Annotated in this window: 21 protein-coding genes and 1 pseudogene; 13 read left to right on the forward strand and 9 right to left on the reverse strand. The window is 70.0% G+C overall.

The annotated features are described in order from the left end of the window. Positions 1–48: 48 nt before the first annotated feature. From DK459_RS03135 to DK459_RS03145, 3 genes are all read left to right on the forward strand, one after another. Positions 49–1,449 (forward strand): S41 family peptidase, encoded by a 1,401-nt coding sequence (locus DK459_RS03135; RefSeq protein ID WP_038503529.1) that lies wholly within the window; start codon positions 49–51, stop codon positions 1,447–1,449. A 39-nt stretch (positions 1,450–1,488) separates the two neighbouring features. Then, positions 1,489–2,115 (forward strand): hypothetical protein, encoded by a 627-nt coding sequence (locus tag DK459_RS03140; protein WP_070668701.1) that lies wholly within the window; start codon positions 1,489–1,491, stop codon positions 2,113–2,115. A gap of 192 nt (positions 2,116–2,307) precedes the next feature. Beyond that, a complete protein-coding gene (locus DK459_RS03145; RefSeq protein ID WP_054443405.1) occupies positions 2,308–3,681 on the forward strand; it encodes a tetratricopeptide repeat protein in 1,374 nt (457 codons plus the stop codon). On the opposite strand, the gene DK459_RS31095 is transcribed toward DK459_RS03145, so the two are convergent. The 3 genes and pseudogenes from DK459_RS31095 to DK459_RS03155 form a co-directional block, all read right to left on the reverse strand. Further along, positions 3,676–3,804: a hypothetical protein gene (locus DK459_RS31095; protein ID WP_255412753.1), complete on the reverse strand. Its 129-nt coding sequence runs from the start codon at positions 3,802–3,804 to the stop codon at positions 3,676–3,678. The two genes, DK459_RS03145 and DK459_RS31095, sit on opposite strands and share 6 nt — an antisense overlap. A 64-nt stretch (positions 3,805–3,868) precedes the next feature. Further along, positions 3,869–4,024: pseudogene (locus tag DK459_RS03150) on the reverse strand (tripartite tricarboxylate transporter substrate binding protein); the annotation flags it as partial. Further along, complete coding sequence (locus DK459_RS03155; RefSeq protein ID WP_052102941.1) at positions 4,003–5,019, reverse strand: threo-3-hydroxy-L-aspartate ammonia-lyase; 1,017 nt, start codon at positions 5,017–5,019, stop codon at positions 4,003–4,005. The gene DK459_RS03155 and the pseudogene DK459_RS03150, both read right to left, overlap by 22 nt. Before the next feature lie 217 nt (positions 5,020–5,236). Between DK459_RS03155 and DK459_RS03160 the strand changes: the two genes are divergently transcribed. The 4 genes from DK459_RS03160 (at position 5,237) to DK459_RS03175 (ending at position 9,320) form a co-directional block, all read left to right on the forward strand. After that, a complete protein-coding gene (locus tag DK459_RS03160) occupies positions 5,237–6,250 on the forward strand; it encodes an ABC transporter substrate-binding protein (RefSeq protein ID WP_024068839.1) in 1,014 nt (337 codons plus the stop codon). A gap of 5 nt (positions 6,251–6,255) precedes the next feature. Further along, positions 6,256–7,029 (forward strand): ABC transporter permease, encoded by a 774-nt coding sequence (locus tag DK459_RS03165; protein ID WP_020927649.1) that lies wholly within the window; start codon positions 6,256–6,258, stop codon positions 7,027–7,029. After that, entirely contained in the window at positions 7,026–7,835 is an 810-nt protein-coding gene (locus DK459_RS03170) for an ABC transporter ATP-binding protein (protein WP_006385073.1), read from the forward strand. Before DK459_RS03165 ends, DK459_RS03170 begins: the two co-directional genes overlap by 4 nt. Positions 7,836–7,910: 75 nt before the next feature. Further along, entirely contained in the window at positions 7,911–9,320 is a 1,410-nt protein-coding gene (locus DK459_RS03175) for a hypothetical protein (RefSeq protein ID WP_054443408.1), read from the forward strand. A gap of 45 nt (positions 9,321–9,365) precedes the next feature. Here the strand turns inward: DK459_RS03175 and DK459_RS03180 are convergent, their stop codons facing one another. From DK459_RS03180 to DK459_RS03190, 3 genes are all read right to left on the reverse strand, one after another. Next, entirely contained in the window at positions 9,366–9,824 is a 459-nt protein-coding gene (locus DK459_RS03180; protein ID WP_020927646.1) for a DoxX family membrane protein, read from the reverse strand. 177 nt (positions 9,825–10,001) lie between these two features. Further along, a complete protein-coding gene (locus DK459_RS03185; protein ID WP_020927645.1) occupies positions 10,002–10,313 on the reverse strand; it encodes a hypothetical protein in 312 nt (103 codons plus the stop codon). Beyond that, complete coding sequence (locus DK459_RS03190) at positions 10,310–11,104, reverse strand: DUF899 domain-containing protein (protein WP_006384458.1); 795 nt, start codon at positions 11,102–11,104, stop codon at positions 10,310–10,312. The genes DK459_RS03185 and DK459_RS03190 overlap by 4 nt, the downstream gene beginning before the upstream one ends. Before the next feature lie 297 nt (positions 11,105–11,401). Between DK459_RS03190 and DK459_RS03195 the strand changes: the two genes are divergently transcribed. Both DK459_RS03195 and DK459_RS03200 read left to right on the forward strand, forming a co-directional pair. Continuing rightward, positions 11,402–12,421, forward strand: coding sequence for a tyrosine-type recombinase/integrase (locus tag DK459_RS03195; protein ID WP_110134591.1), 1,020 nt, complete (start codon positions 11,402–11,404; stop codon positions 12,419–12,421). A 90-nt stretch (positions 12,422–12,511) separates the two neighbouring features. Then, entirely contained in the window at positions 12,512–14,065 is a 1,554-nt protein-coding gene (locus tag DK459_RS03200) for a sensor domain-containing diguanylate cyclase (RefSeq protein ID WP_024068835.1), read from the forward strand. Here DK459_RS03200 and DK459_RS03205 read toward each other — a convergent pair. Continuing rightward, the gene (locus DK459_RS03205; protein ID WP_006384455.1) at positions 14,062–14,469 is read right to left on the reverse strand and encodes a DoxX family protein; all 408 of its coding nucleotides are present in this window, start codon (positions 14,467–14,469) and stop codon (positions 14,062–14,064) included. The genes DK459_RS03200 and DK459_RS03205 overlap by 4 nt on opposite strands. Positions 14,470–14,596: 127 nt before the next feature. Between DK459_RS03205 and soxR the strand changes: the two genes are divergently transcribed. Both soxR and DK459_RS03215 read left to right on the forward strand, forming a co-directional pair. Continuing rightward, positions 14,597–15,061, forward strand: coding sequence for a redox-sensitive transcriptional activator SoxR (gene soxR, locus DK459_RS03210; RefSeq protein WP_006384454.1), 465 nt, complete (start codon positions 14,597–14,599; stop codon positions 15,059–15,061). Positions 15,062–15,247: 186 nt separating this feature from the next. Next, complete coding sequence (locus tag DK459_RS03215; RefSeq protein WP_020927640.1) at positions 15,248–17,011, forward strand: diguanylate cyclase; 1,764 nt, start codon at positions 15,248–15,250, stop codon at positions 17,009–17,011. A gap of 99 nt (positions 17,012–17,110) precedes the next feature. On the opposite strand, the gene DK459_RS30690 is transcribed toward DK459_RS03215, so the two are convergent. After that, on the reverse strand, positions 17,111–17,260 hold the full coding sequence (locus tag DK459_RS30690; RefSeq protein WP_020927639.1) for a hypothetical protein: 150 nt from the start codon (positions 17,258–17,260) through the stop codon (positions 17,111–17,113). Between the two features lie 386 nt (positions 17,261–17,646). On the opposite strand from DK459_RS30690, the gene DK459_RS30580 reads away from it, so the two are divergent. Beyond that, positions 17,647–17,823, forward strand: a complete 177-nt coding sequence (locus DK459_RS30580; protein WP_020927638.1) for a hypothetical protein — start codon at positions 17,647–17,649, stop codon at positions 17,821–17,823. Here the strand turns inward: DK459_RS30580 and DK459_RS03220 are convergent, their stop codons facing one another. Next, complete coding sequence (locus tag DK459_RS03220; protein WP_026384981.1) at positions 17,824–18,081, reverse strand: DUF1488 family protein; 258 nt, start codon at positions 18,079–18,081, stop codon at positions 17,824–17,826. It lies immediately after the preceding gene. A gap of 147 nt (positions 18,082–18,228) precedes the next feature. On the opposite strand from DK459_RS03220, the gene DK459_RS03225 reads away from it, so the two are divergent. Further along, positions 18,229–18,807 carry a TetR/AcrR family transcriptional regulator gene (locus DK459_RS03225; RefSeq protein WP_006384450.1) on the forward strand — a complete coding sequence of 193 codons (579 nt, stop codon included), beginning with the start codon at positions 18,229–18,231 and terminating at the stop codon, positions 18,805–18,807. Positions 18,808–18,935 lie beyond the last annotated feature (128 nt).

The raw sequence follows: 18,935 nt of genomic DNA on the forward strand, positions 1-18,935 counted from the left end.
GCTGCCATCCCGCCGTGCGCGGCGGGGTCCGCGACAAGGCAGTGAACGTTGAACGGGCGCAGCTTCCCGCTGAGGCGGTCACTGCGCGCCCTGCTGCTGGCGGGCGCCGTCGCGCAGGCTACGCCCGCCGCGGCCCTCGAACGCCAGGAGATCGAAACCACGCTCGCGGCCGCCATGACCCAGGTGGTGAACCAGTATGTCGATCCGCTCGATTCGGGCGCCCTGACCGTGCGCGGCCTGCGCGCGCTCGGCGCGCTGCCCGAGGCGGCCGCGCCGTCACGCCAGGCCGGGATTGAACAGGCCATCCTGGCCGGCAGGCAGGCCGAGGGTATTACCCCCCAGACCCGCATCCTGGCCGGCGAGATCCTGCGCTTTGGCGACGGCGCGCCGCGCGAGGCGGCCCTGGATGCGGCCCTGCGCGGCATGATGACCGGCCTTGACCCCTATAGCCGCGTCGCCTCCCGCGCCGAACTGGCGCCGCCGCCTGCATCGGTGGGCCTCGAACTGTCGATCCGGGACGGCGCCCTGACCGTCGTGCGGCCCCTGCCTGGCGGCCCCGGTGAACAAGCCGGCATCCAGGCCGGCGATATCCTGACCCGCGTGGACGGCCGCGCCACCGCGGGCCTGCCGCTGCCCGAAGCCGTTGCCCTGCTGCGCGGCGCGCCCGGCACCCGTCCCATGCTCACGCTGCGGCGGCCGGGCACGGCTGGCGCGATCATGGCGCAACCCGTGCGCGGGCCGGTGCAGGCGCCGCCCACGGTGCGTTGGGAACTGGACGGCGCGGTCGCGGTGATCCGCAACTCCGCCTTCGACAGCAGAACCGGCGGCCAGCTGCGGGATGCCGTCGATGCGGCGGCCACGCGCGCCGCCGCGCCGCTGGCGGGCCTGGTGCTGGACCTGCGCGGCAACGCCGGCGGGCTGCTCGACGCGGCCGAGGAGGTCGCCGGCCTGGCGCTGCCCGAAGGGTCCGTGATCGGCAGCCTGCGCGGCCGCGCCCCGGACAACGTTCGCGCGCTGCGCGCCCGCGATCCTCTCGTGCCGCGTGGCGTGCCAATGGTGGTGCTTGTCGATCGCCGCACCGCCGCCGGCGCGGAAATCGTGGCAGCCGCCCTGCAGGACCACGGCCGCGCCTTGCTGATCGGCGCGAAGACCTTGGGCGCGGGCACGATCCAGACCGTCCTGCCGCTGCCCGCCGGCCAGGGCGCGCTGATCGTCACCACCCACCGTGTCCACCGCGCCAACGGCGCCCGGCTGGACGGGACAGGGGTGGCGCCGGACATGCGGCTCGACGAGGCCAAGCGGCGCATCACGGTGCGCGACGATATCGCGGCCGATTTCAACGGCGCCCTGGCGCAACGGGTGCGCGACGCGGTGGCGGGCGCGCCCGCCGGCGCCGACGTGGCCCTGCTGGCGGCGCGGGCCGCCCTGGCCCACGCAACCGCCGATTGAGGCGGGCCCATGCCCGACCCGGAACGAAGGAGCAAACCGATGCATACCGACCAGATTCCACCGGACTACGTGCCGCTATCGGTGCCCGGCCTGCCGACGCTCTATGGGCCGAACAGCGCCTGGCGCGTCTGGCTGGCGGCGTTGCCGCTGCCCGCGACGTCGCGATTGCGCGGCGCCAGCGCCCTTGCCGCATCGAAAGGCCACGCCCGCCACGACCGGCTCGCGCAGGACGGTGAAGTCATCGCCTTTTTCGAGAACGATGATGGCTCCGGCGAGCAGCCGGCGCCGATGATGATCGCGGCGGCCCGATGGTTGCTGGACCATGACGCCGCATTCCACCGCGCGGTGGTGGATGCCATGCTGGCGGACCTGCCGCGCCTGCGCGCCGAGCAGGATGGCATCGTGCTGGACGATGATGCCTTCCGCCTGCCGCCGCACTGGGACGAGCAGACCTTGCTCACCTTGATCCGCCTGAACAGCATCACGTTCCACCCCGTCGACGGCGGGCCCTACATCGGCCTGGACTTGCGCTGCGCCTGGGATGATGAGCACGGCTACGGATTGATGATGGCCGGCACCGACGTCATCGAGACCGGCGGCGCCGACGTCGGGTCATTGTCATGGATCGCGGCGCGGCACGCGACGTCCCTGGGCACGGGCCAATAGCGCCCGGCCTGTCGTCCACCTTGCGGATGCGGCGGAAAGCGTGGAACCCCTTCCACGTTTGCGGCGATCCGCGCGATTCAGGAGCAAGACGTGGTTTTGATTTCCTCGGTTCGTTCCCCCCCCGGCGGGGGCAGCCAACGCATCCGGCGGCGCCAGCCGGGCCGCCCGGCGCGATGGCCCGCGGCGCTCCTGGTGCTGGCCTTATGCTGCGGGCCGCTGGCGGCCGGCGCGCAAGACGGCCTGGGCCTGATGTACGCGAATGCGCAAGGCGGCGAGAAGGACGATGCGCAAGCGGTGGCATGGTTGCGCCGCGCCGCCGACCAGGGGGACGCCGGCGCGCAGTTCAATCTGGCGGTGATGTATGCGAACGGTCGCGGCGTGCCGCAAGACTACGCGCTTGCCGCGCAATGGTGCGAGAAAGCCGCCGTCCAGGGCAACGCCGAAGCGCAGACCATGCTCGGCCGGATGTACGCCCAGGGCCAGGGGGTGGCGCGCCAGGAAGACCTGGCCGTGCAATGGTGGCGCCGCGCCGCCGACCAGGGCTACGCCGAGGCCCGGTATCAGTTGGGCGACCACTTCTTCGACGCCCCTGCCCCGCGGCGGGACGATGCCCAGGCCAGGCGCTGGTTCGCCCTGGCGGCGGCCCAGGGCCACGCCGAGGCCCAGAACAACCTCGGCGTCATGTACGCGGACGGACTGGGCGGGCCGCGCGACGTCGGCAAGGCGGTCGAGTGGTTCCGCAAGGCCGCCGAACAGGGGCTGCCCAAGGCGCAGAACAATCTCGGCGCCATGTACTTCACCGGCAGTGGCGTGCCCGCCGACGATAAGCTCGCCGTGCAGTGGTGGCGCCGCGCCGCCGACCAGGGGAATGCCGCCGCGCAGGACCGCCTGGGCGGCGCTTATCTGTCCGGCCGGGGCGTGCCCCAGGACGATTTGCAGGCCTCGCAATGGTTGCGCAAAGCCGCCGAGCAGGACCATGCGCCGGCCCAGGACACGCTGGGCACGCTGTATGAGCAGGGACTGGGCGTGCCGAAGGACGAATCGCAGGCTGTGCAGTGGTACCGTCGGGCCGCCGAGCAAGGTCTGGATACGGCACAGTACAACCTGGCGCGGCAATACGACTTCGGACGCGGCGTGCCGCGCGACCTCGCGTCGGCCCGGGCGTGGTACGGGAAAGCAGCCGACCAGGGCTATCCGCGAGCGCAGTTCAACCTTGCCGTGATGTATGCCAACGGCGATGGCGTCCCGCAGGATGATGCGCAGGCCGTGCGCCTGATGCGCAAGGCGGCCACGCAAGGCCACCGCCAGGCGACGTTCGGCCTGGGAGTGATGTACGCCGAAGGACGCGGCGTGCCGCGCAACCTGGAAGCCGCCTTCGCATTGATCAGCGCCATTGCCTCGCCGGACGAGGAGATGACGCAGTATCGCGACATGCTCCTGACCCACATGCCGCCCGGCCAGCGCGAACGGGCCGAGCGGCTCGCCGACGAGCTGCGCGCCACCGGCGTCAGCGAAGCCACGATGCGACGCCTGGCTCCCGAAAGCGACGGCCAGCCCGCGTCATGACGCGTCCAGGCGGGCCAGCGCCGCCGCCAGGTCGTCGCGCGCCTGGCCGGGCGCGGCGCGGTCCAGCGCCTGCCGTATCGGCGCGACGGCGGCCGGCCCCGATCGGACCGGCAGCGCCAGCAATTCCCCACAAGCGCGGCGGCCCCGCGATGGCCGGGGGCGCCACGACGCCGAACGACACTTAGACGTCATAACCTGGCACGTCGGCCGCGGCCAGCGTCGGCACGTCCGGCAGCACGGGCGAGCGCTTGGCGCTGGTTGCCAGGGTGCGCAGGCCGCCAGCCTGCGCCTGCGGCGAGGAACCCGGCGGATTGTCGAACGTCAACTGGATCTGGTTGCCAATAGGTCGGCGTCCACGCCGTCCGAGTCCGCCGCGCCCAGCAGCGCCAGGTAGCGCGGCAGGTCCACATTGCCGCCGGTTACCACCACGCCGACCCGCTTGCCTCGCAGCGACAGGCCGCCATGGCGCGCGGCCGCAAGGCCCAGGCAAGCGGTGGGCTCGACCACCAGCTTCATGGCCTGCGCGAACATGCGCATGGCCTCGATCAGCGCGCGGTCCGGCACGGCCACGATGCCGGCCGCGCCGTCGCGGATCAACGCAAAGGTGAGCGCGCCCAGGTGCTGGGCGCGGGCGCCGTCGGCAATGGTTTCCGGCGGCGCGATGTGGACCACGGCGCCGCGCCGCAGCGACTGGCGGCCGTGATCGCCGGCCTCCGGCTCGCTGCCGTAGACCTGGCACTGGGGCGCGAGCCGCCCAGCGGCGAGGATCGCGCCCGCCAGCAGGCCGCCACCGCCCTGCGGCAACAACAGCGCGTCCAGCGGACCCGTCTCCTGGAGCAATTCGAGCGTGGCCGTGCCTTGTCCGGCAATGACGTCCGCGTGGTCATAAGGAGGAACCAGGGTCAGCCCGTCGCTTTCCGACAGCCGCCGCGCAATGGCTTCCCGATCGTCGGCGCGGCGGTCGTACAGGACGATGCGGGCGCCGCAGGCCCGGGTTGCCTCCATTTTGGAGGCAGCCGCATCGCGCGGCATCACCACGGTGACCGGGATGTCGAGCATCCGCCCCGCCAGCGCAATGCCCTGGGCGTGGTTGCCGCCCGAAAACGCGACGGCGCCGCGGCGGCGCTGGCCGGCGTCCAAGCGCGCCAGCGCATTGAACGCGCCGCGGAACTTGAAGGCGCCGGTACGCTGCAGGTTCTCGCACTTGAAGTGCAATTCGGCGCCGACCCATGCATCCATCGCCGCCGAGCGCAGCACCGGCGTGCGCAGGGCGTGGCCGGCCAGGCGGTCGGCGGCAGCGACCACGTCCTCGAAATCGGGCAGCAAGGGGGGACTCATGAAGGTGGCGGGCGGCGGCGCAATGGAAAACGGGCGGACCGGACAGCATAGCAAGCGCGGCGCGGGGCGTGAACGACATTCTTTTCATATCGGCATGGCATGCCATGGCCCGCGCTCGCGTCTCGCGCGCAACTCTATGTTTATGAAAATTCGGTAGTTTCCCCGAGCGGAAAGACATCCCACAATCTGCGGCTTTTCTGATTGCAGGAAGCCATCCATGAAATCCCTGACGACCAAACTCCTGTTCGGCCTGGCGGCCGCGACCCTCGCGGCAACCGCCAGCGCCGACACCACGGCCGCGCCGGCGGAAGTGCGCTTCGCCTGGGCCGGCGCGCCGCGCGTATGGGTATTGGGCAAGGCGGACAAATCGTTCGACCAGGCGCTCGGCGTGCCCGTGAAATGGGTGCAGTTCAATACCGGCGCGGACGTGCTCGCGCTGTTCGCCAGCAAGCAGATCGACATTGCCCGCTTCGGCTCCAATCCGGCGGTGTCCGGGTATGCGCAGGGCCTGCCGATCGAACTCATCTCGGTGCCCGAAATCATCACCACGGCCGAACAACTGGTGGTGCGGGCGGACATCAAAGACGTCAAGGGAATCGAAGGCAGGACCATCGCCTACCCGCCCAATTCGACCGCCCAGTACGCGCTGGAAGCCCTGCTCGACCGTGGCCACGCCGACCGCGCCAAGGTCAAGCTCGTGCCGCTCAAGCCGGCTGAGATCGTGGCGGCCTGGAAGCGCGGCGACATCGACGGCGCCTACGCCTGGGATCCGGCCAAGGCCCAGTTGGTCGCGGACGGCGCCCACGTGGTGTTTTCCACCGGCGACCTGCGCAAGGACGGCGTGCTCATCTACAACAATTTCGTCGTCAGCAAGGATTTCGCCGCCAAGTACCCGCAACTGGTCGCCGCGTTCCTGAAGAACTACCAGAAAAAGGTCGAGGAATACCGGCAGGACCCCGAGCGGGCCGCCGCCACCATCGCCGCCACGCTCGACCAGCCCGTGGACTCGGTGCGCACCGCGCTGCGCGGGATGGAGTATCCGACCATCGCGGAACTGCTCTCCGCCGAATACCTGGGCGCGAGCGCCGACGGCGCGCCCTCCGGCATTGCCCGCGCCCAGGCCGAGACCGCCGCGTTCCTGGTCAAGGCCGGGCAGCTGCAGTCGACCCGCGTGCCGGCCAGTTTCGTGCCGTTCAACAATGCGTCATTCCTGCGGCAGGCGGGGAACTGAGCGGCATGAAACAGGCATATCGTTACGCGATCAGCGCGGCCTCGGTGGCCCTCGCGCTGATCGCATGGCAGTTGTCGGCCCGATTCGGGTGGACGGACCCGCTGCTGCTGCCTCCCCCGTCCGAGGTCCTGCGCACCGCCGTGGACGTCGCCATGCACGGCTATCAGCAGACCTCCTTGTGGGAACACACGGCCACCAGCGTGGCCCGCGCGGGCGTCGCATTCGCGGCCGCCATCGTGATCGGCGTGCCGCTGGGCCTGCTGATGGGCATGTCGCCGGCCCTCTCGGCGGTGCTTGATCCTTTCGTGCAGTTCCTGCGGCCGCTGCCCAAGATCGCGCTGATTCCGCTTACGGTGGTCTGGTTCGGGATCGGCGAAGGTTCCAAGTTCTTCCTGATCTTCATCGCCAGCTTCCTCAGCATCCTGGTTGGCGCCGCCGCCGCGGTCGGCGGCGTCAGCGCCGCGCGCCTGCGCGCGGCCCAGGTGCTGGGCGCGAGCCGCGCGCAGGTGTTCCGCCACGTCGTGCTGCCGCATACCCTGCCGGAACTGTTCACCAGCGTGCGGCTGTCGCTGGGCATCGGCTGGACCGCGCTGATTGCGGCGGAGCTGGTCGCCGCCAATACCGGCCTGGGCTGGATGGTCCTGAATGCCGGCAACTACCTGCGCACCGACGTCGTCATCCTGGGAATCGTGCTGCTGGGCCTGATCGGCTATCTGCTGGACGTCCTGCTGCTGGCGGCGCAGAAGCGCTTCGCCCCCTGGACGGGAAAAGACGCATGAGCATCCCGCAGAACGTGATCGAATTGCGCGGCGCGGGCAAGGACTTCGGACTGTCCGGCAGGCGCGGCGAGGCGCGCACACGAGCCCTGGAAGACGTATCGCTGGCGATTCCGCAAGGCCAGTTCGTCTGCCTGCTGGGGCCTTCGGGTTGCGGCAAGTCGACCATCCTGAACCTGGTCGCCGGCTTCGAGCCGCCCACCCGCGGGGCGGTGCTGGCGCATGGACGCGAAGTGCGCGGCCCCAGCCCCGGGCGAGGCGTGGTGTTCCAGAAGCCGGCCCTGTTCCCCTGGCTGTCGGTGTTGGACAACATTACCTTCGGCCCACGCATGGCGGGCGCGAGTCCGCAAGACTACCTGCCAGAGGCGCGCGAGTACCTGCGCCGGGTGGGCTTGAAGGGATTCGAGCGTCATGCGCCCTGGCAGTTGTCCGGGGGCATGCAGCAGCGGGCGGCGCTGGCGCGGGCCTGGATCCTGAATCCGGGCATCCTGCTGATGGACGAACCCTTCGGCGCGCTCGATGCGCAGACCCGCATGATGATGCAGGAACTGCTGGGCGACATCTGGGCCGCGACCCGCCCCACCGTGCTGTTCGTGACGCACGACGTCGACGAAGCCTTGTTCCTGGCCGACCGGATCCTGGTCATGTCGGCCCGGCCCGGGCGCATCGTCGAGGACCTGGCGGTGCCCGCCGGACGCCCGCGCGACATCGAGGCGCTGGCGCTCGACCGGCAGGTCGGCGAGATGCGCCGGCACATCCTGCACCGGGTCCGCGAAGAAGCGCGCCAGACGATCGAAACGCCGTTCTGACGCGGCGGCCGCCGGTCCCCCATGGTCGGGCCGCGATGGCGGTAAAGTTGGGGATTGCCCGCTCCGCCGCCGTCCATGCCACCTGCCTCGCCGCTTTCCGCCCTGCTGCACACCGTGGCGCGGCGCTATCGCATCCCCCGCCCGCGGGCCGCCGCCCTGGCGACCGACTGCGGGCCGGGTGCCGCGCTGGCGCGGGCGATCGAGCAGTTGCAGGCGGCGCGGGCCGCGGGCCAACCGCCAGACCCCGCCTTGCGCGAGGCCTTCATCGCCGCGCTCGCGAGCCTGGTGCGCGCGGCCCTGCGGCCGGAAGATGGCGATCCCGCATTCCAGGCGATGGTGCTGGAACACCGCTATTCCCAGGTGCGCGAATTTCTGGCCCTGCGCCGCCAGGAGGCCTGCGACCGACGCCAGCTGCGCACGGCGGTCGACGCCCTGGCACACCCGCGCAAGCCATCGCGCGTGGCCACGGATGCGGCGCGCGCCCTGCTGGCCGACCTGCATGCCGCCGCCACGGCGGCGGCATGGCCGCGCATGACCCGCATCGCGCTGGCGCTTGAAGCCTTGCCCGAGGTCAAGCACGCCGAAGGCCTGGCGCCCGCGCTGCGGGCGCTGCTTCAGTCCCCTGCCCTGGCCCGCCTGGAGCGCATCGATGCGCTGAGCCAGGATCCCCGCGTGCGGCAGTACACATCGATCCGCGAAAAGCAAGGTCCCCGCGCCGGCAGTGACGAGGCCAGCGCCCAGGGCCAGCTCGCCCGGCAACGGGGTGTCGCGGTGGAAGTGCTGGCGACGCGCGCGCTGGAAGCCGTGGCCAGATATCTCGACCAGACGCGGGCGCAGGCAGACCCGGACGGGCCGGGGAACGCCGCGGCCCCCCGCTATCGTGTCGTGACGTCGCTGCGGGTGCCGGCCGAACTCGCCGCCGACGCCGACCGGGCCAAAACGGAGTGGGATGCGGTCCTGTTGCGCCGCGCCGAAGGACCCGCTTCTTGCCCGCCGGTGTGGGACATCTGCCTGGTGGTCGAGGCCAAGGCTTCCGTCGAGGCGGCCACGACCGACCTGCCTCGCCTGCTGCGCGGCCTGCGCCTGCTCGCCCGCGCCCAATCCGGCGCGGTCTATGCGTTTGCCACGCAGCAGGGCCGGGTGCAGGTGCGCGGCGCCTCGTTGGCGACGCTGCCCACGCGGGAGGCGGCGCTGGCCGACGCGGTGCTGTACTGCTGCGACGCGCCGGCCGACGGCCCGTTCGCGCCGCTCAACGCCGCCAGCCGCATGCAACTCCTGTCGGCGCCGGCCAGCCTGGCCTACGCAACCGCCCTGGCCGAGGGCGGACCGCTCGATGCGGACATGCTGGAGCCACTCTGGCTCGACCTGCAACGCGCGGCGCGCTGGCAACCCCTGTTGGGGCTGGCAGCCATGCGCGAACGGGCACGGTCGCTGATGGTGCATCCGGATGATCTGCTGGCGGCGGTGGTCCCCGCTCCGGCCTGATGACGCCGTCGCGCGGCAAGACACAAGGCGCCCGCCGGCTGCGAGTCACCGCCCGGCTTGCCGCGGCGGCACGCCGGCATAGAGCTCCAGCGCCGTGCGCAGCCGCTGCCTGAGCCGGTCCGCAATCGCCGCCGCCATCAACCCGCCGATCAGGGCTGCGTCCTTCAACGCCCAGTGCATGGGGAATTCGGCCAGGGGTTGGGGGGACTGCCAGAACGGATGGAACACGAAAAGGGTCGCCAGCAGCAACGCCGCCAACGCCGCCGCGCCGAGCCACAACCGCTGCCCCAGCATGATCAGTACGGCGCCGCAGACCTGGACGGCGATCGTGACGATATGGAGCAGCCGCCCCGATCCGGACGCGCCAGCGCCCGCGAGCGACTGGCCGCCCTGGGCGTCAAAGACCCCGGCCAGGCCGGAACAAAGAAACACCAGCCCCAGCAGAATGCGAGCGCAGATCCAAAGCCAGTGACCGTCCAAGACCTGCCCGATGCGTTGATGCATGCACGAAACTCCAAAAGACAACAGGGATCCCCGTTCCCATGGTGCGGATGGGCAAAGGGGCACAAAGCCCGAAGCGATCCCGGGCTTGCCGAACAAAGGGTTCGGCACTGTAAAACCTGAAGTTAGGTTGAGGTCAACAAAAAAAGCCGCTGGGCGCGGCTTTGGTTCCGGAATGCGTCATCGACCCGCGCCGGAAGGCGGATGCCGCATGCCGCGAGGTGGCCGCGCGAGGCGCCGCAGCCAGGGCGCGGCGTGGAAGACGCTCATCAAGGCATACATCCACGCCATGCCATCGAACGGCCAGGCGCCGGCGCCGCACAGCGCCGCCATGGCGCCGGCCTCGCGCATGGCCGCCAGCAACGCCATCAGTGCGAAGACCGGCGTGGCGGCCAGGGCGAGCCGGTCCGCGAAGGCGCCGGCGATCCCCGCCGCCCGGCTGCCGCCATGCAGGCCGGCGCCGCTATCCGTGCCGTGCCCGCCGCCGTTCATGTGCCAGCGCTCCCGGCCGGCCCGGGGCCGCCATACTCATCGCGCCGGCGCAGCCACAACCCGTCCTCGTTGCGGCCCTTGGGCGCGCGGTCGAGCCAGGCGTACATGCCCCAGATGGCATCGGTGCCGCGCGAATAGGTGGAATAGGTGTGGTGGATCTCTCCGTCCTGCAGCGCGAACGCGCTCATGCCCTCGCGTTCCCGCATATAGGTGGGCAGGTCGGTGCCGGTGGTGCCCGCCCAGGTCACGAACTCCGCCGGGGGCTGCGCGGCAGTGGCCAGTTGCATGACCGGGTCGTCGCGGCGGAAGTTGTACTCCACGCCCGCCTGCTGCTGGGCCGGGGTGAACGAGGCGTTGAAATCGAAATTGAAGTCGCTCCCGGCGGACGAGGCCCAGGGAAACGTCCAGCCCATCCGGTGCTTGTAGGCCTGCAGCTTCTCCAGCGGGGCCCGCGACACGGCCCAGAGCATGACGTCGTGGTGGGCCAGGTGCGTGACGATGCCGTTGAAACCGTCGGCGATCGACGAACACGAGGGGCAACCGGCCTTGTAGTCGGGCCCGAACATGAAGTGATACACGAGCAACTGCGACCGCCCCTGGAACAGGTCGGCGAGCGTCGCGGCGCCGCTGTCCGTATCGAAACGGTACGACTTGTCCAGGCGCACCCATGGCAGCGCCTGCCGCTGCCGCGCCACCTCGTCGCTGGCGCGCGTCAGGCGCTTTTCGGCGTCCAGCAGCGCCAGCCGCGCCGCCAGCCATTCCTGGCGCGTCCCTATCCTGTGTGAAGTCATCGTCCTCTCCTTGGTTTTCGTCTGCGCATGCTGTCGGCGGCATGCCCGCGCCTTCTGACTGACATGGTGCCGCGGGAGCCCGCCAGGCGGGGAGTAACAATGCTGGCGCGATTGCCGCCGGCCGCGCGGGCGGATCGGGCACAATTGCGGTTCAGCCATTCGGCCGTGAAGCCGCGCCATCGCATGCCCCCCCTCCAGCCGCCCTCGCCGCTCCCGCTGCCCGCCGCGCCGTCGCCGGCGGCCGCGCCCCTGGATCCGTCCGCCCTCGACCCGGCCACGGAGGCCGCGGTCCGCGCCTTGTTGCGCGAGGGCAGTTCGGCCAATACCGAATCGGCCTACCGGGCCGCCATGCGTTATTGGGCGGCCTGGTTCGCCTTGCGCTTCGGCCAGCGCCTGGCGTTGCCGGTGGCGGCGCCCGCCGTGGTGCGGTTCGTGGTCGACCACCTGCAAGTCCAGGGAACCGACGGATTGCGGCACGGCCTGCCGGACGACATCGACCGGCGCCTGGTGGCGCAAGGCGTCAAGGCGCGTCCGGGACCGCTTTCACTGAATACGGTGCTGCACCGCATCGCGGTGCTGTCGAAAGCGCACGCCCTGCAGGATCTGGTCAACCCCTGCCGCAACGAACAGGTGGCCACGCTGTTGGCGCGCGCCCGGTGCGCCTACGCCCGGCGCGGCGCCCTGCCCGTGCGCAAGCCGGCCCTGACCAAGGCGCCGCTGCAGGCGCTGCTGGACACCTGCGACGATTCGCTCGAGGGCTTGCGGGACCGTGCATTGCTGCTGTTTGCCTGGGCCAGCGGCGGCCGGCGCCGTTCCGAAGTGGTGCGCGCCACCACCGCCAATACGCTGCGCACGCCGCAGGGCTACCTGTACGCGCTGGCGCATTCCAAGACCAACCAGGGCGGCGCCGCCCGCGCCGACAACATCAAACCCATCGTTGGCGCCGCCGCGCTCGCGCTGGATGCCTGGCTGGCCGCGGCCCGCATCACCGAGGGGCCGCTGTTTCGCCGGGTGCGGCGCGGAGGCGTGATCGGCGAGCCGCTGGCGGCCGCGGCGGTCCGTGACGTCGTGGTCAAGCGCAGCCGGCTGGCGGGACTGGACGAGCCCTTTTCCGCGCACAGCCTGAGGTCGGGATTCGTCACCGAAGCCGGGCGCCAGAACGTGCCGCTGGCGGAAACCATGGCCATGACGGGCCACGCCAGCGTGGCGACGGTGATGGGCTACCACCGCACCGGCGCCGCGACGCAATCGCGCGCGGCGCGCCTGCTCGACGCCGAGGACGGGCCCGCCCCGCCGCCCCGGCCCGCCGACGCCTGAGCCGCCCGGCGCGCACTTGAATACAATTGCGGCTGCCGACGCCCGGGGGGGCGCTGCGCGTGCCCGAGGTCCAAGCCTGCTGTGTCTTCCATGCGAATCAATCTCCGCGGGCTGGTGCTCGCGCTCACGGTGTTCAGCGCCATCGCCGCCACCGCCAACGCCCTGTATGCGAGTTACCGCCTGCAGCGCGAACAACTCATCGCCAATACCCTGGAATCGAACCGGGTCTACGCCGCCAAGCTGGCGGAAAGCGCCGGCGGCTTTCTCAAGGCGGCGCAGCGCCAGCTGGGCTACAGCGCGCGCCATATCGCCGCGCACATGGACTCGCCCGGGCTGCTGGCGGCCGAAGTGCTGCGGGTGCAGGAACAGAGCGAGAACTTCAATTCGGTTGGCGTGGTCGGCGCCGACGGGCTGATCCTGGCGACGACGCAGAACTTCCGCAGTTTCCTTGGCACCCGGGTCGACAGCCCCGGCAGCCGCGCCGCGTTGCAGGCGCGCCACCCGGCCATCAGCAAGCCCTACGTATCGATCGCCGGCAATCTGCTGATCAACCTGTCGTACCCGATCTTCTCGACGGATGGCCGCTATCTGGGCTATGTCGCCGGCACCCTGCACCTGCGCAAGGAAAGCGCGCTGGAGGACCTGCTGGGGCGCCACCATTACACCGACGGCTCCTATCTCTACGTGGTGGACGGCGACGGCCGCCTGATCTATCACACGGACCCGGCGCGGGTCGGCGAGGTGGTGACGGGCAATCCGGTGATCGAGGCGGTGATCGAGGGCCAGGCCGGCGCCAGGCGGGTGACCAATTCGCGCGGCGTGGACATGCTGGCCGGCTACGCGCCGGTGCCTGCCAGCGGCTGGGGCGTGGTGGCGCAGCGGCCCACCGCGGTGACGCTGGAGCCGATCCGCGACCTGCTGTGGGCGCTGCTGGGATACGCCGCGCCGCTGGCGGTGGTGTTCCTGCTGGCCATCTGGTGGTGCGCCCGGCAGATATCCCTGCCGCTGTCGCAACTGGCCACCAATGTCGAGCATCACGACGTGGCCGTGGCGATGCAGCGCGTGAAATCCGTCAGGGCCTGGTATTTCGAGGCCGAACGCCTCAAGCGCGCGGTGATCTGGAGCTTCACCAGCCTGCAGGAGAAGATCGGCAAGCTGAACCTGGCCAGCATCACCGATCCACTGACCGGCCTGCGCAACCGGCGCGGCACGCAGGACGCGGTGGACCACCTGCAGGCGGCCGGCACGCCCTTTGCCGTGGTGGCGCTGGACATCGATCACTTCAAGCGCGTCAACGACACGTATGGCCACACGGTGGGAGACAAGGTGATCCAGGACGTGGCGCAACTGATGCGCGATTGCTCGCGTCCCAGCGACATCCTCTGTCGCAACGGCGGCGAGGAATTCCTCATCCTGCTGCCGGGCGTGGCGCCGACCGAGGCGGTGATCGTGGCCGAGCGGCTGCGCCAACGCACCGCCGAACGCGAAATCGACCTGGTCGGCGGCATCACGGTGTCAGCCGGGGTGGCCCAATGGCCGACCAGTGGACCGGAGGTGCTGCAGGCTTTCCACGCCGCCGATGCCGCGCTGTATGCCGCCAAACAGCAGGGCCGCAACCGGGTGGTGCTGCACGGCACGCCCTAGCTCCGGGCGTGGCTGGCGATGGCGGCGCAAAGCAGGCCGCCGATCACCGATACGTGCTCCAGCGCGAAAAACAAGGCCAGCTTGGCTTGCGCCTCCGGCAGGCGCCAGAATGCGTGCACGATCACGATGGTCAGGGCCAGGAACACGCTGAGCGCGGCGGCCGCCAGCCACACGGCGCGATCCGCCAGAATCAGCGCCGACCCCGCCAGCATCAGCACGGCCACAGCGATATTGAAGAACCGCGCCGGCTCCAGACCGGCGGCGCGCATTTCGGCCACGCCGCCCTCGAAATCGATCAATTTGGCGGCGCCCGAGGCGATGAACACCACCGCCAGGCAGAGCCGGGCGATGAACCAGAGCCAATTGCTCTGAAGCAGGGAATCGAGGTGCTGCGGGAGCTGCATGGGTGCTTTCCTGGTGGCGGATACGCCCGGCGCGGCGCGCCGGCAAAGGGGCCGCGCGCACCGGACCGGGTTGCCAAATCTGGCGCGAGCGACTATAAGACCTCAACCTAACTTGAGGTCAACACCCATGAGTGGCGACAAGCCGATCGATATCACGCGCGTCATGACAGTGGGCGAAGTCGCCCGGCGCAGCGGCGTGCCGGTGTCCACCATCCACTTCTACGAATCCAAGGGGCTGATCCACAGCTCGCGCAGCGATGGCAACCAGCGCCGCTTTCCCGGCATCGTGCTGCGCTACATCGCCATCATCAAGGTCGCGCAACGCACCGGCATTCCGCTGGAGGAAATCCGCGAAGCGATGGCGCGCTTTCCGCAGGACAGCAACAAGCTCACCCCGGCCCAATGGAAGCAGTTGTCCTCGCAATGGCGCGCGAACCTGGACGAGCGCATCCGCAAGCTGACCCGGCTGCGCGATGAGCTGGATACCTGCATCGGCTGCGGCTGCCTGTCGCTCAAGGACTGTCCGCTACGCAATCCCGACGACGTGCTGGGCCGCGAGGGCCCGGGGCCGCGAATACTGGAACGGCCGTGATTGGCGTGGGCGCGCGGCAATGAAACGAATTGATTTCATATCTTTGCGCAACCGCCTGTATTCGATTGACATACTGTTGCGTTGCCGCCAAAGATAATCGCGCATGCCGCCCGCGCCGGGCCTGAGGGCCGCGCAATTACAGTATCCTGCGCGCACAGTCACATCGCATCAGGCCGGCTTACCCGTATGTTGCGCAGTAGATTTTCGATCAAGTCGCTGGAACGCTATTTCCTGATATTGGCGGCCGGCGTGGTGCTGCCGATGTCGGTCCTGACCGGAATCCTGCTGATCCAGAGCCGCACCGCCTATCTTGCCAGCACCGATGCCATGCGGGCGTTCGGCGTGGTGCGCGCCACGGTCGCCGCGATGGAAATGGTGTCGGCCGAGCGCGGCCCCATGAACGCCGCGCTCGGCGCCGATTACCCGGTCGCCCAACCGATGCTGGACGCGTTGCGGCAGGCGCGCGATCGCAGCGACACCAGCATCGCCGAGCTGCTGGCGCTGTACCGGGCGCCGCTCAGCCCCAACAGCGCCAGGGAATTCACCAACGTGCAGCGTATCCGCCACGCCTTGCTCAAGGCGCGCGAACAGGCCGATATCGTCATCGCCACGCGACGCGCCGACGTGTCGGGCCTGCGCGTGCAGGCCGTGGTCGACGGCATGGTGGCGCTGGTGCCCGAATTGCAGGCCGCCATGGCCGCCAGCGTCGGCGTGGTGATGCAGAACGAGGCCGATGCGCCCAACCTGCTGACACTGGCCCTGCTGGCCAGCGAACTGCGGGAACAGGCCGGCTTGCTGGGGTCGGCCTTTACGCCGGCGCTGGCCAAGCACCGCCAACTGACCGAAGCGGATGAATATCGGATCGAACGGGTGCTGGGACGCATCGATCAATTGCGCGACCTGCTGGAGACGCGCATGGCCACGCGGCCGGACCTGCGCGCCTCGCTGGCGTACAACGACATGCGGCATTTCTATTTCGACGAGGGCATGCGCTACCTGGAAGAGGTGCGCGACATGGCCGCGCTGCAACCGGGCGGCGCCAGGCTCACCACCCGCGAACTGGCCGCGGCCTATGTGCCGCTGATGCACGCCATCGGCCAGTTTCGCGACCTGATGCTGGACCAGATGGAACAGAGCATGCGCGCGCACCGCGCCCAGGCGATGCGCCTGCTGCTCATCACGCTGGTGGCGGCCACCGCGCTGGCGGCGGCGCTGATGCTGTCGCTGCGGCAGTTCCGGCGGCGCGTGATCCGTCCGTTCGTGCAGGCGACCCGCATCATCGGCGCGATCGCCGACGGCACGCCAGCCGCCACCATCCCGGTCGGCAAATATCGCGGCGAAGTCAACGGCATGTTCGAGGCGCTGAGCGTGCTCAAGGACAACGCGGCGGCCCGCAGGCAGGCCGAGCTGGAGCGCGACCGGCTGATCGTGGACCTGGCGGTCATGGCCGAGACGGACTTCCTGACCGGCCTGTTGAACCGGCGCGCCTTCGAAAGCCGTCTCGAACAGGCATTGGCGCAATGGCGCGGCACCGATGCGGTGCTGGCCTTCATCCTGTTCGATATCGACGATTTCAAGGGCATCAACGACACCCATGGCCACGCCAGCGGTGACGAGGCCTTGAAGACCGTGGCCGGGCTGTGCCGCCAGACCTGGCGCCAGGCCGACGTGGTGGCGCGGGTGGGCGGCGAGGAATTCGCCGTGCTCTGCCATGTCGGCGCGGCCGATCATGCGGTGCAGGCGGCAGAGCGCATGCGGCGGCGCATCGCGCAGGCGCGGGTCACGGCGCAGGACGGCGCGGTATTCACGCTGACCGCCAGCTTTGGCGTGGCCTACGCATCCTGGCGCAACGCCGAGCCGGCCGACGCCCTTTTCCGCCGCGCCGACGAATTGCTCTATCGCGCCAAGATGGACGGCAAGAACCGGGTCGTGCCGGGCGAAGTCGGCTGACCGGGCGCCACGACGGCGCGGCTGCGCCGCATCATCCCGGGGCCGCGCAAAAAAAAAAACCGCGTCGGCAAGCGACGCGGCGATGGGAATGCCGGGGGGTCAGGCGGGAACGCGGGCGGCGTTCTTGTCCTGGGCGGCCTCGGTGTTTTCCGGGCGGGACTGGGTTTCAGGATCCGGACGGGTGTCGGGCGCCTTCCAGTTCAGCGGCGGAACTTCGAAGCGCGATTTCTTGCTCATCGGTTGGGACATGTGCGTACTCCTGTGGCGATGTCGGCCTGCCCCGCGCAGGCGCACGACTCGGGTATCCAGCGCGCCCGGGATGCTGGCGGAAATGCGAGGGAGGCATCAGGAACGGGCGCCAGGGCGTGGCCCTGGGGACGTCGGCGCGGATGTGATAACCCACCGGGGCGGTGGATTGTTTTTCGCATCGATTTTTTGAGCGACGATGACGCAATTTTAGTATTAATTGACAGATATTGCAAGCAAATTGATAGCAAGCGAGCGCTCGGACCGCGCGTCAGGGCGGCGGCATGCGGCTTGCTGGCCGGTGGATCCCCCTCACTTTTGGCGGCTGAACCGCCCCCAGGGCCAGCCCCGGGCGGCCGGGCCCGCCACCACTGCGCCGAGGATCTCCCATGATCATCGAAGTCTTTCAGCATGCCGACCGCGAATGGACATTTCGCCGTATCGACCTGATGGGCGTCCAGGAGCACGACGGCCGCTACGCGACCCAGGAAGAAGCGGTGGCGGCCGCGGCCGCAACGTATCCCGGCGTTGCCGCGACGGTCATCACCGGCGAAGCCGGGACGTGATCAGTCGAAATCGCCCGCGCCCAGCGGGATGACGCCCTCGGTGGGAATCGAACGCGCCTGGCTGGCCGCATCGCGCACCGCGTCCGCGCCGTTCTCGAACGCATGCAGCAACTCGGCCGCGCTGCCGTCGCGGGCGCCGAAGCGGCGCCGCAGCACATCGCCCGAGATTTCGAACTGGCGGGTGACGCCGTTGACGTCCAGGCTGAAAACGATGGCATCGCCCTGGGCTTTGGCGCCCGTGGATTTGGTGAACTTCATGGCGGGGGCTCCCATATGGCCGGTGGATCGAACCCGCCATGCCGCGCGGCGGGTGTCCTGTCGGCCAGCAAGCCCTGTTCCAGCGCTTGACGGCGGGAGAACGGTCGTTCTAACATGGCGCAACCTTGAAGAGAACGCTCATTCTCCATGCCTTCGGATACCGCCCTTCCTTCCCCGGACACCCGCCAGCGCCTGTTGCAGGCGACCGAAAGACTCGTCTACGCCGGCGGCATCCATGCCACCGGCATGGACCTGATCGTCAGGACTTCAGGCGTGGCGCGCAAGCAGGTGTACCGGCTCTATCCGAACAAGGACGCCCTGGTGGCGGCGGCGCTGCGCGCGCGCGACGAGCGGTGGATGCAATGGTTCGTCGCGGCCAGCTCGCGGGCGCAGGCCCCTCGCGCCCGGCTGCTGGCGATGTTCGACGCCTTGCGGGAATGGTTCGGCACCGACGATTTTCGTGGCTGCGCTTTCCTGAACGCGGCCGGAGAGATCGGTGACGAGGCCAGCCCGATCCTGGCGGTGGCGCGCGAGCACAAGGCCCGCCTGCTGGAGTACGTGCGGACGCTGACCCGCGCCGCCGCATTGCCGGACCCCGACGAGGCCGCCGCGCAGTTGCTGGTGCTCATTGATGGCGCGATCGCGGTGGCGCTGGTCACGCGCGATCCCGCCATCGCCGACAGCGCCGGCCGGGCCGCGGCCGCTTTGCTCGGCCAATCCGGCTGACCGTGGCGCCCGCCCCGCTTGCCCTTTCCGTCCCGGTTCGCCGCGACGCCTTTCCGTGCCCCTCCCGTGAGGTATCCCCGATGACATCCCCCGCCGCTTCCCGCCCTCCTCTTCCTCCCTTCACGCAC

This window comes from Achromobacter sp. RW408, from assembly GCF_003184165.1.
GTDB lineage: Bacteria > Pseudomonadota > Gammaproteobacteria > Burkholderiales > Burkholderiaceae_B > Achromobacter > Achromobacter xylosoxidans.

Coding starts and splice junctions, on each gene's coding strand:
- DK459_RS03140 (WP_070668701.1), top strand. CDS start 1,489: ATGCATACCGACCAGATTCCACCGGACTACGTGCCGCTATCGGTGCCC.
- DK459_RS03155 (WP_052102941.1), bottom strand. CDS start 5,019: ATGAGTCCCCCCTTGCTGCCCGATTTCGAGGACGTGGTCGCTGCCGCC.
- DK459_RS03160 (WP_024068839.1), top strand. CDS start 5,237: ATGAAATCCCTGACGACCAAACTCCTGTTCGGCCTGGCGGCCGCGACC.
- DK459_RS03165 (WP_020927649.1), top strand. CDS start 6,256: ATGAAACAGGCATATCGTTACGCGATCAGCGCGGCCTCGGTGGCCCTC.
- DK459_RS03170 (WP_006385073.1), top strand. CDS start 7,026: ATGAGCATCCCGCAGAACGTGATCGAATTGCGCGGCGCGGGCAAGGAC.
- DK459_RS03175 (WP_054443408.1), top strand. CDS start 7,911: ATGCCACCTGCCTCGCCGCTTTCCGCCCTGCTGCACACCGTGGCGCGG.
- DK459_RS03180 (WP_020927646.1), bottom strand. CDS start 9,824: ATGCATCAACGCATCGGGCAGGTCTTGGACGGTCACTGGCTTTGGATC.
- DK459_RS03185 (WP_020927645.1), bottom strand. CDS start 10,313: ATGAACGGCGGCGGGCACGGCACGGATAGCGGCGCCGGCCTGCATGGC.
- DK459_RS03190 (WP_006384458.1), bottom strand. CDS start 11,104: ATGACTTCACACAGGATAGGGACGCGCCAGGAATGGCTGGCGGCGCGG.
- DK459_RS03200 (WP_024068835.1), top strand. CDS start 12,512: ATGCGAATCAATCTCCGCGGGCTGGTGCTCGCGCTCACGGTGTTCAGC.
- DK459_RS03205 (WP_006384455.1), bottom strand. CDS start 14,469: ATGCAGCTCCCGCAGCACCTCGATTCCCTGCTTCAGAGCAATTGGCTC.
- soxR (WP_006384454.1), top strand. CDS start 14,597: ATGAGTGGCGACAAGCCGATCGATATCACGCGCGTCATGACAGTGGGC.
- DK459_RS03215 (WP_020927640.1), top strand. CDS start 15,248: ATGTTGCGCAGTAGATTTTCGATCAAGTCGCTGGAACGCTATTTCCTG.
- DK459_RS30690 (WP_020927639.1), bottom strand. CDS start 17,260: ATGTCCCAACCGATGAGCAAGAAATCGCGCTTCGAAGTTCCGCCGCTG.
- DK459_RS30580 (WP_020927638.1), top strand. CDS start 17,647: ATGATCATCGAAGTCTTTCAGCATGCCGACCGCGAATGGACATTTCGC.
- DK459_RS03220 (WP_026384981.1), bottom strand. CDS start 18,081: ATGAAGTTCACCAAATCCACGGGCGCCAAAGCCCAGGGCGATGCCATC.
- DK459_RS03225 (WP_006384450.1), top strand. CDS start 18,229: ATGCCTTCGGATACCGCCCTTCCTTCCCCGGACACCCGCCAGCGCCTG.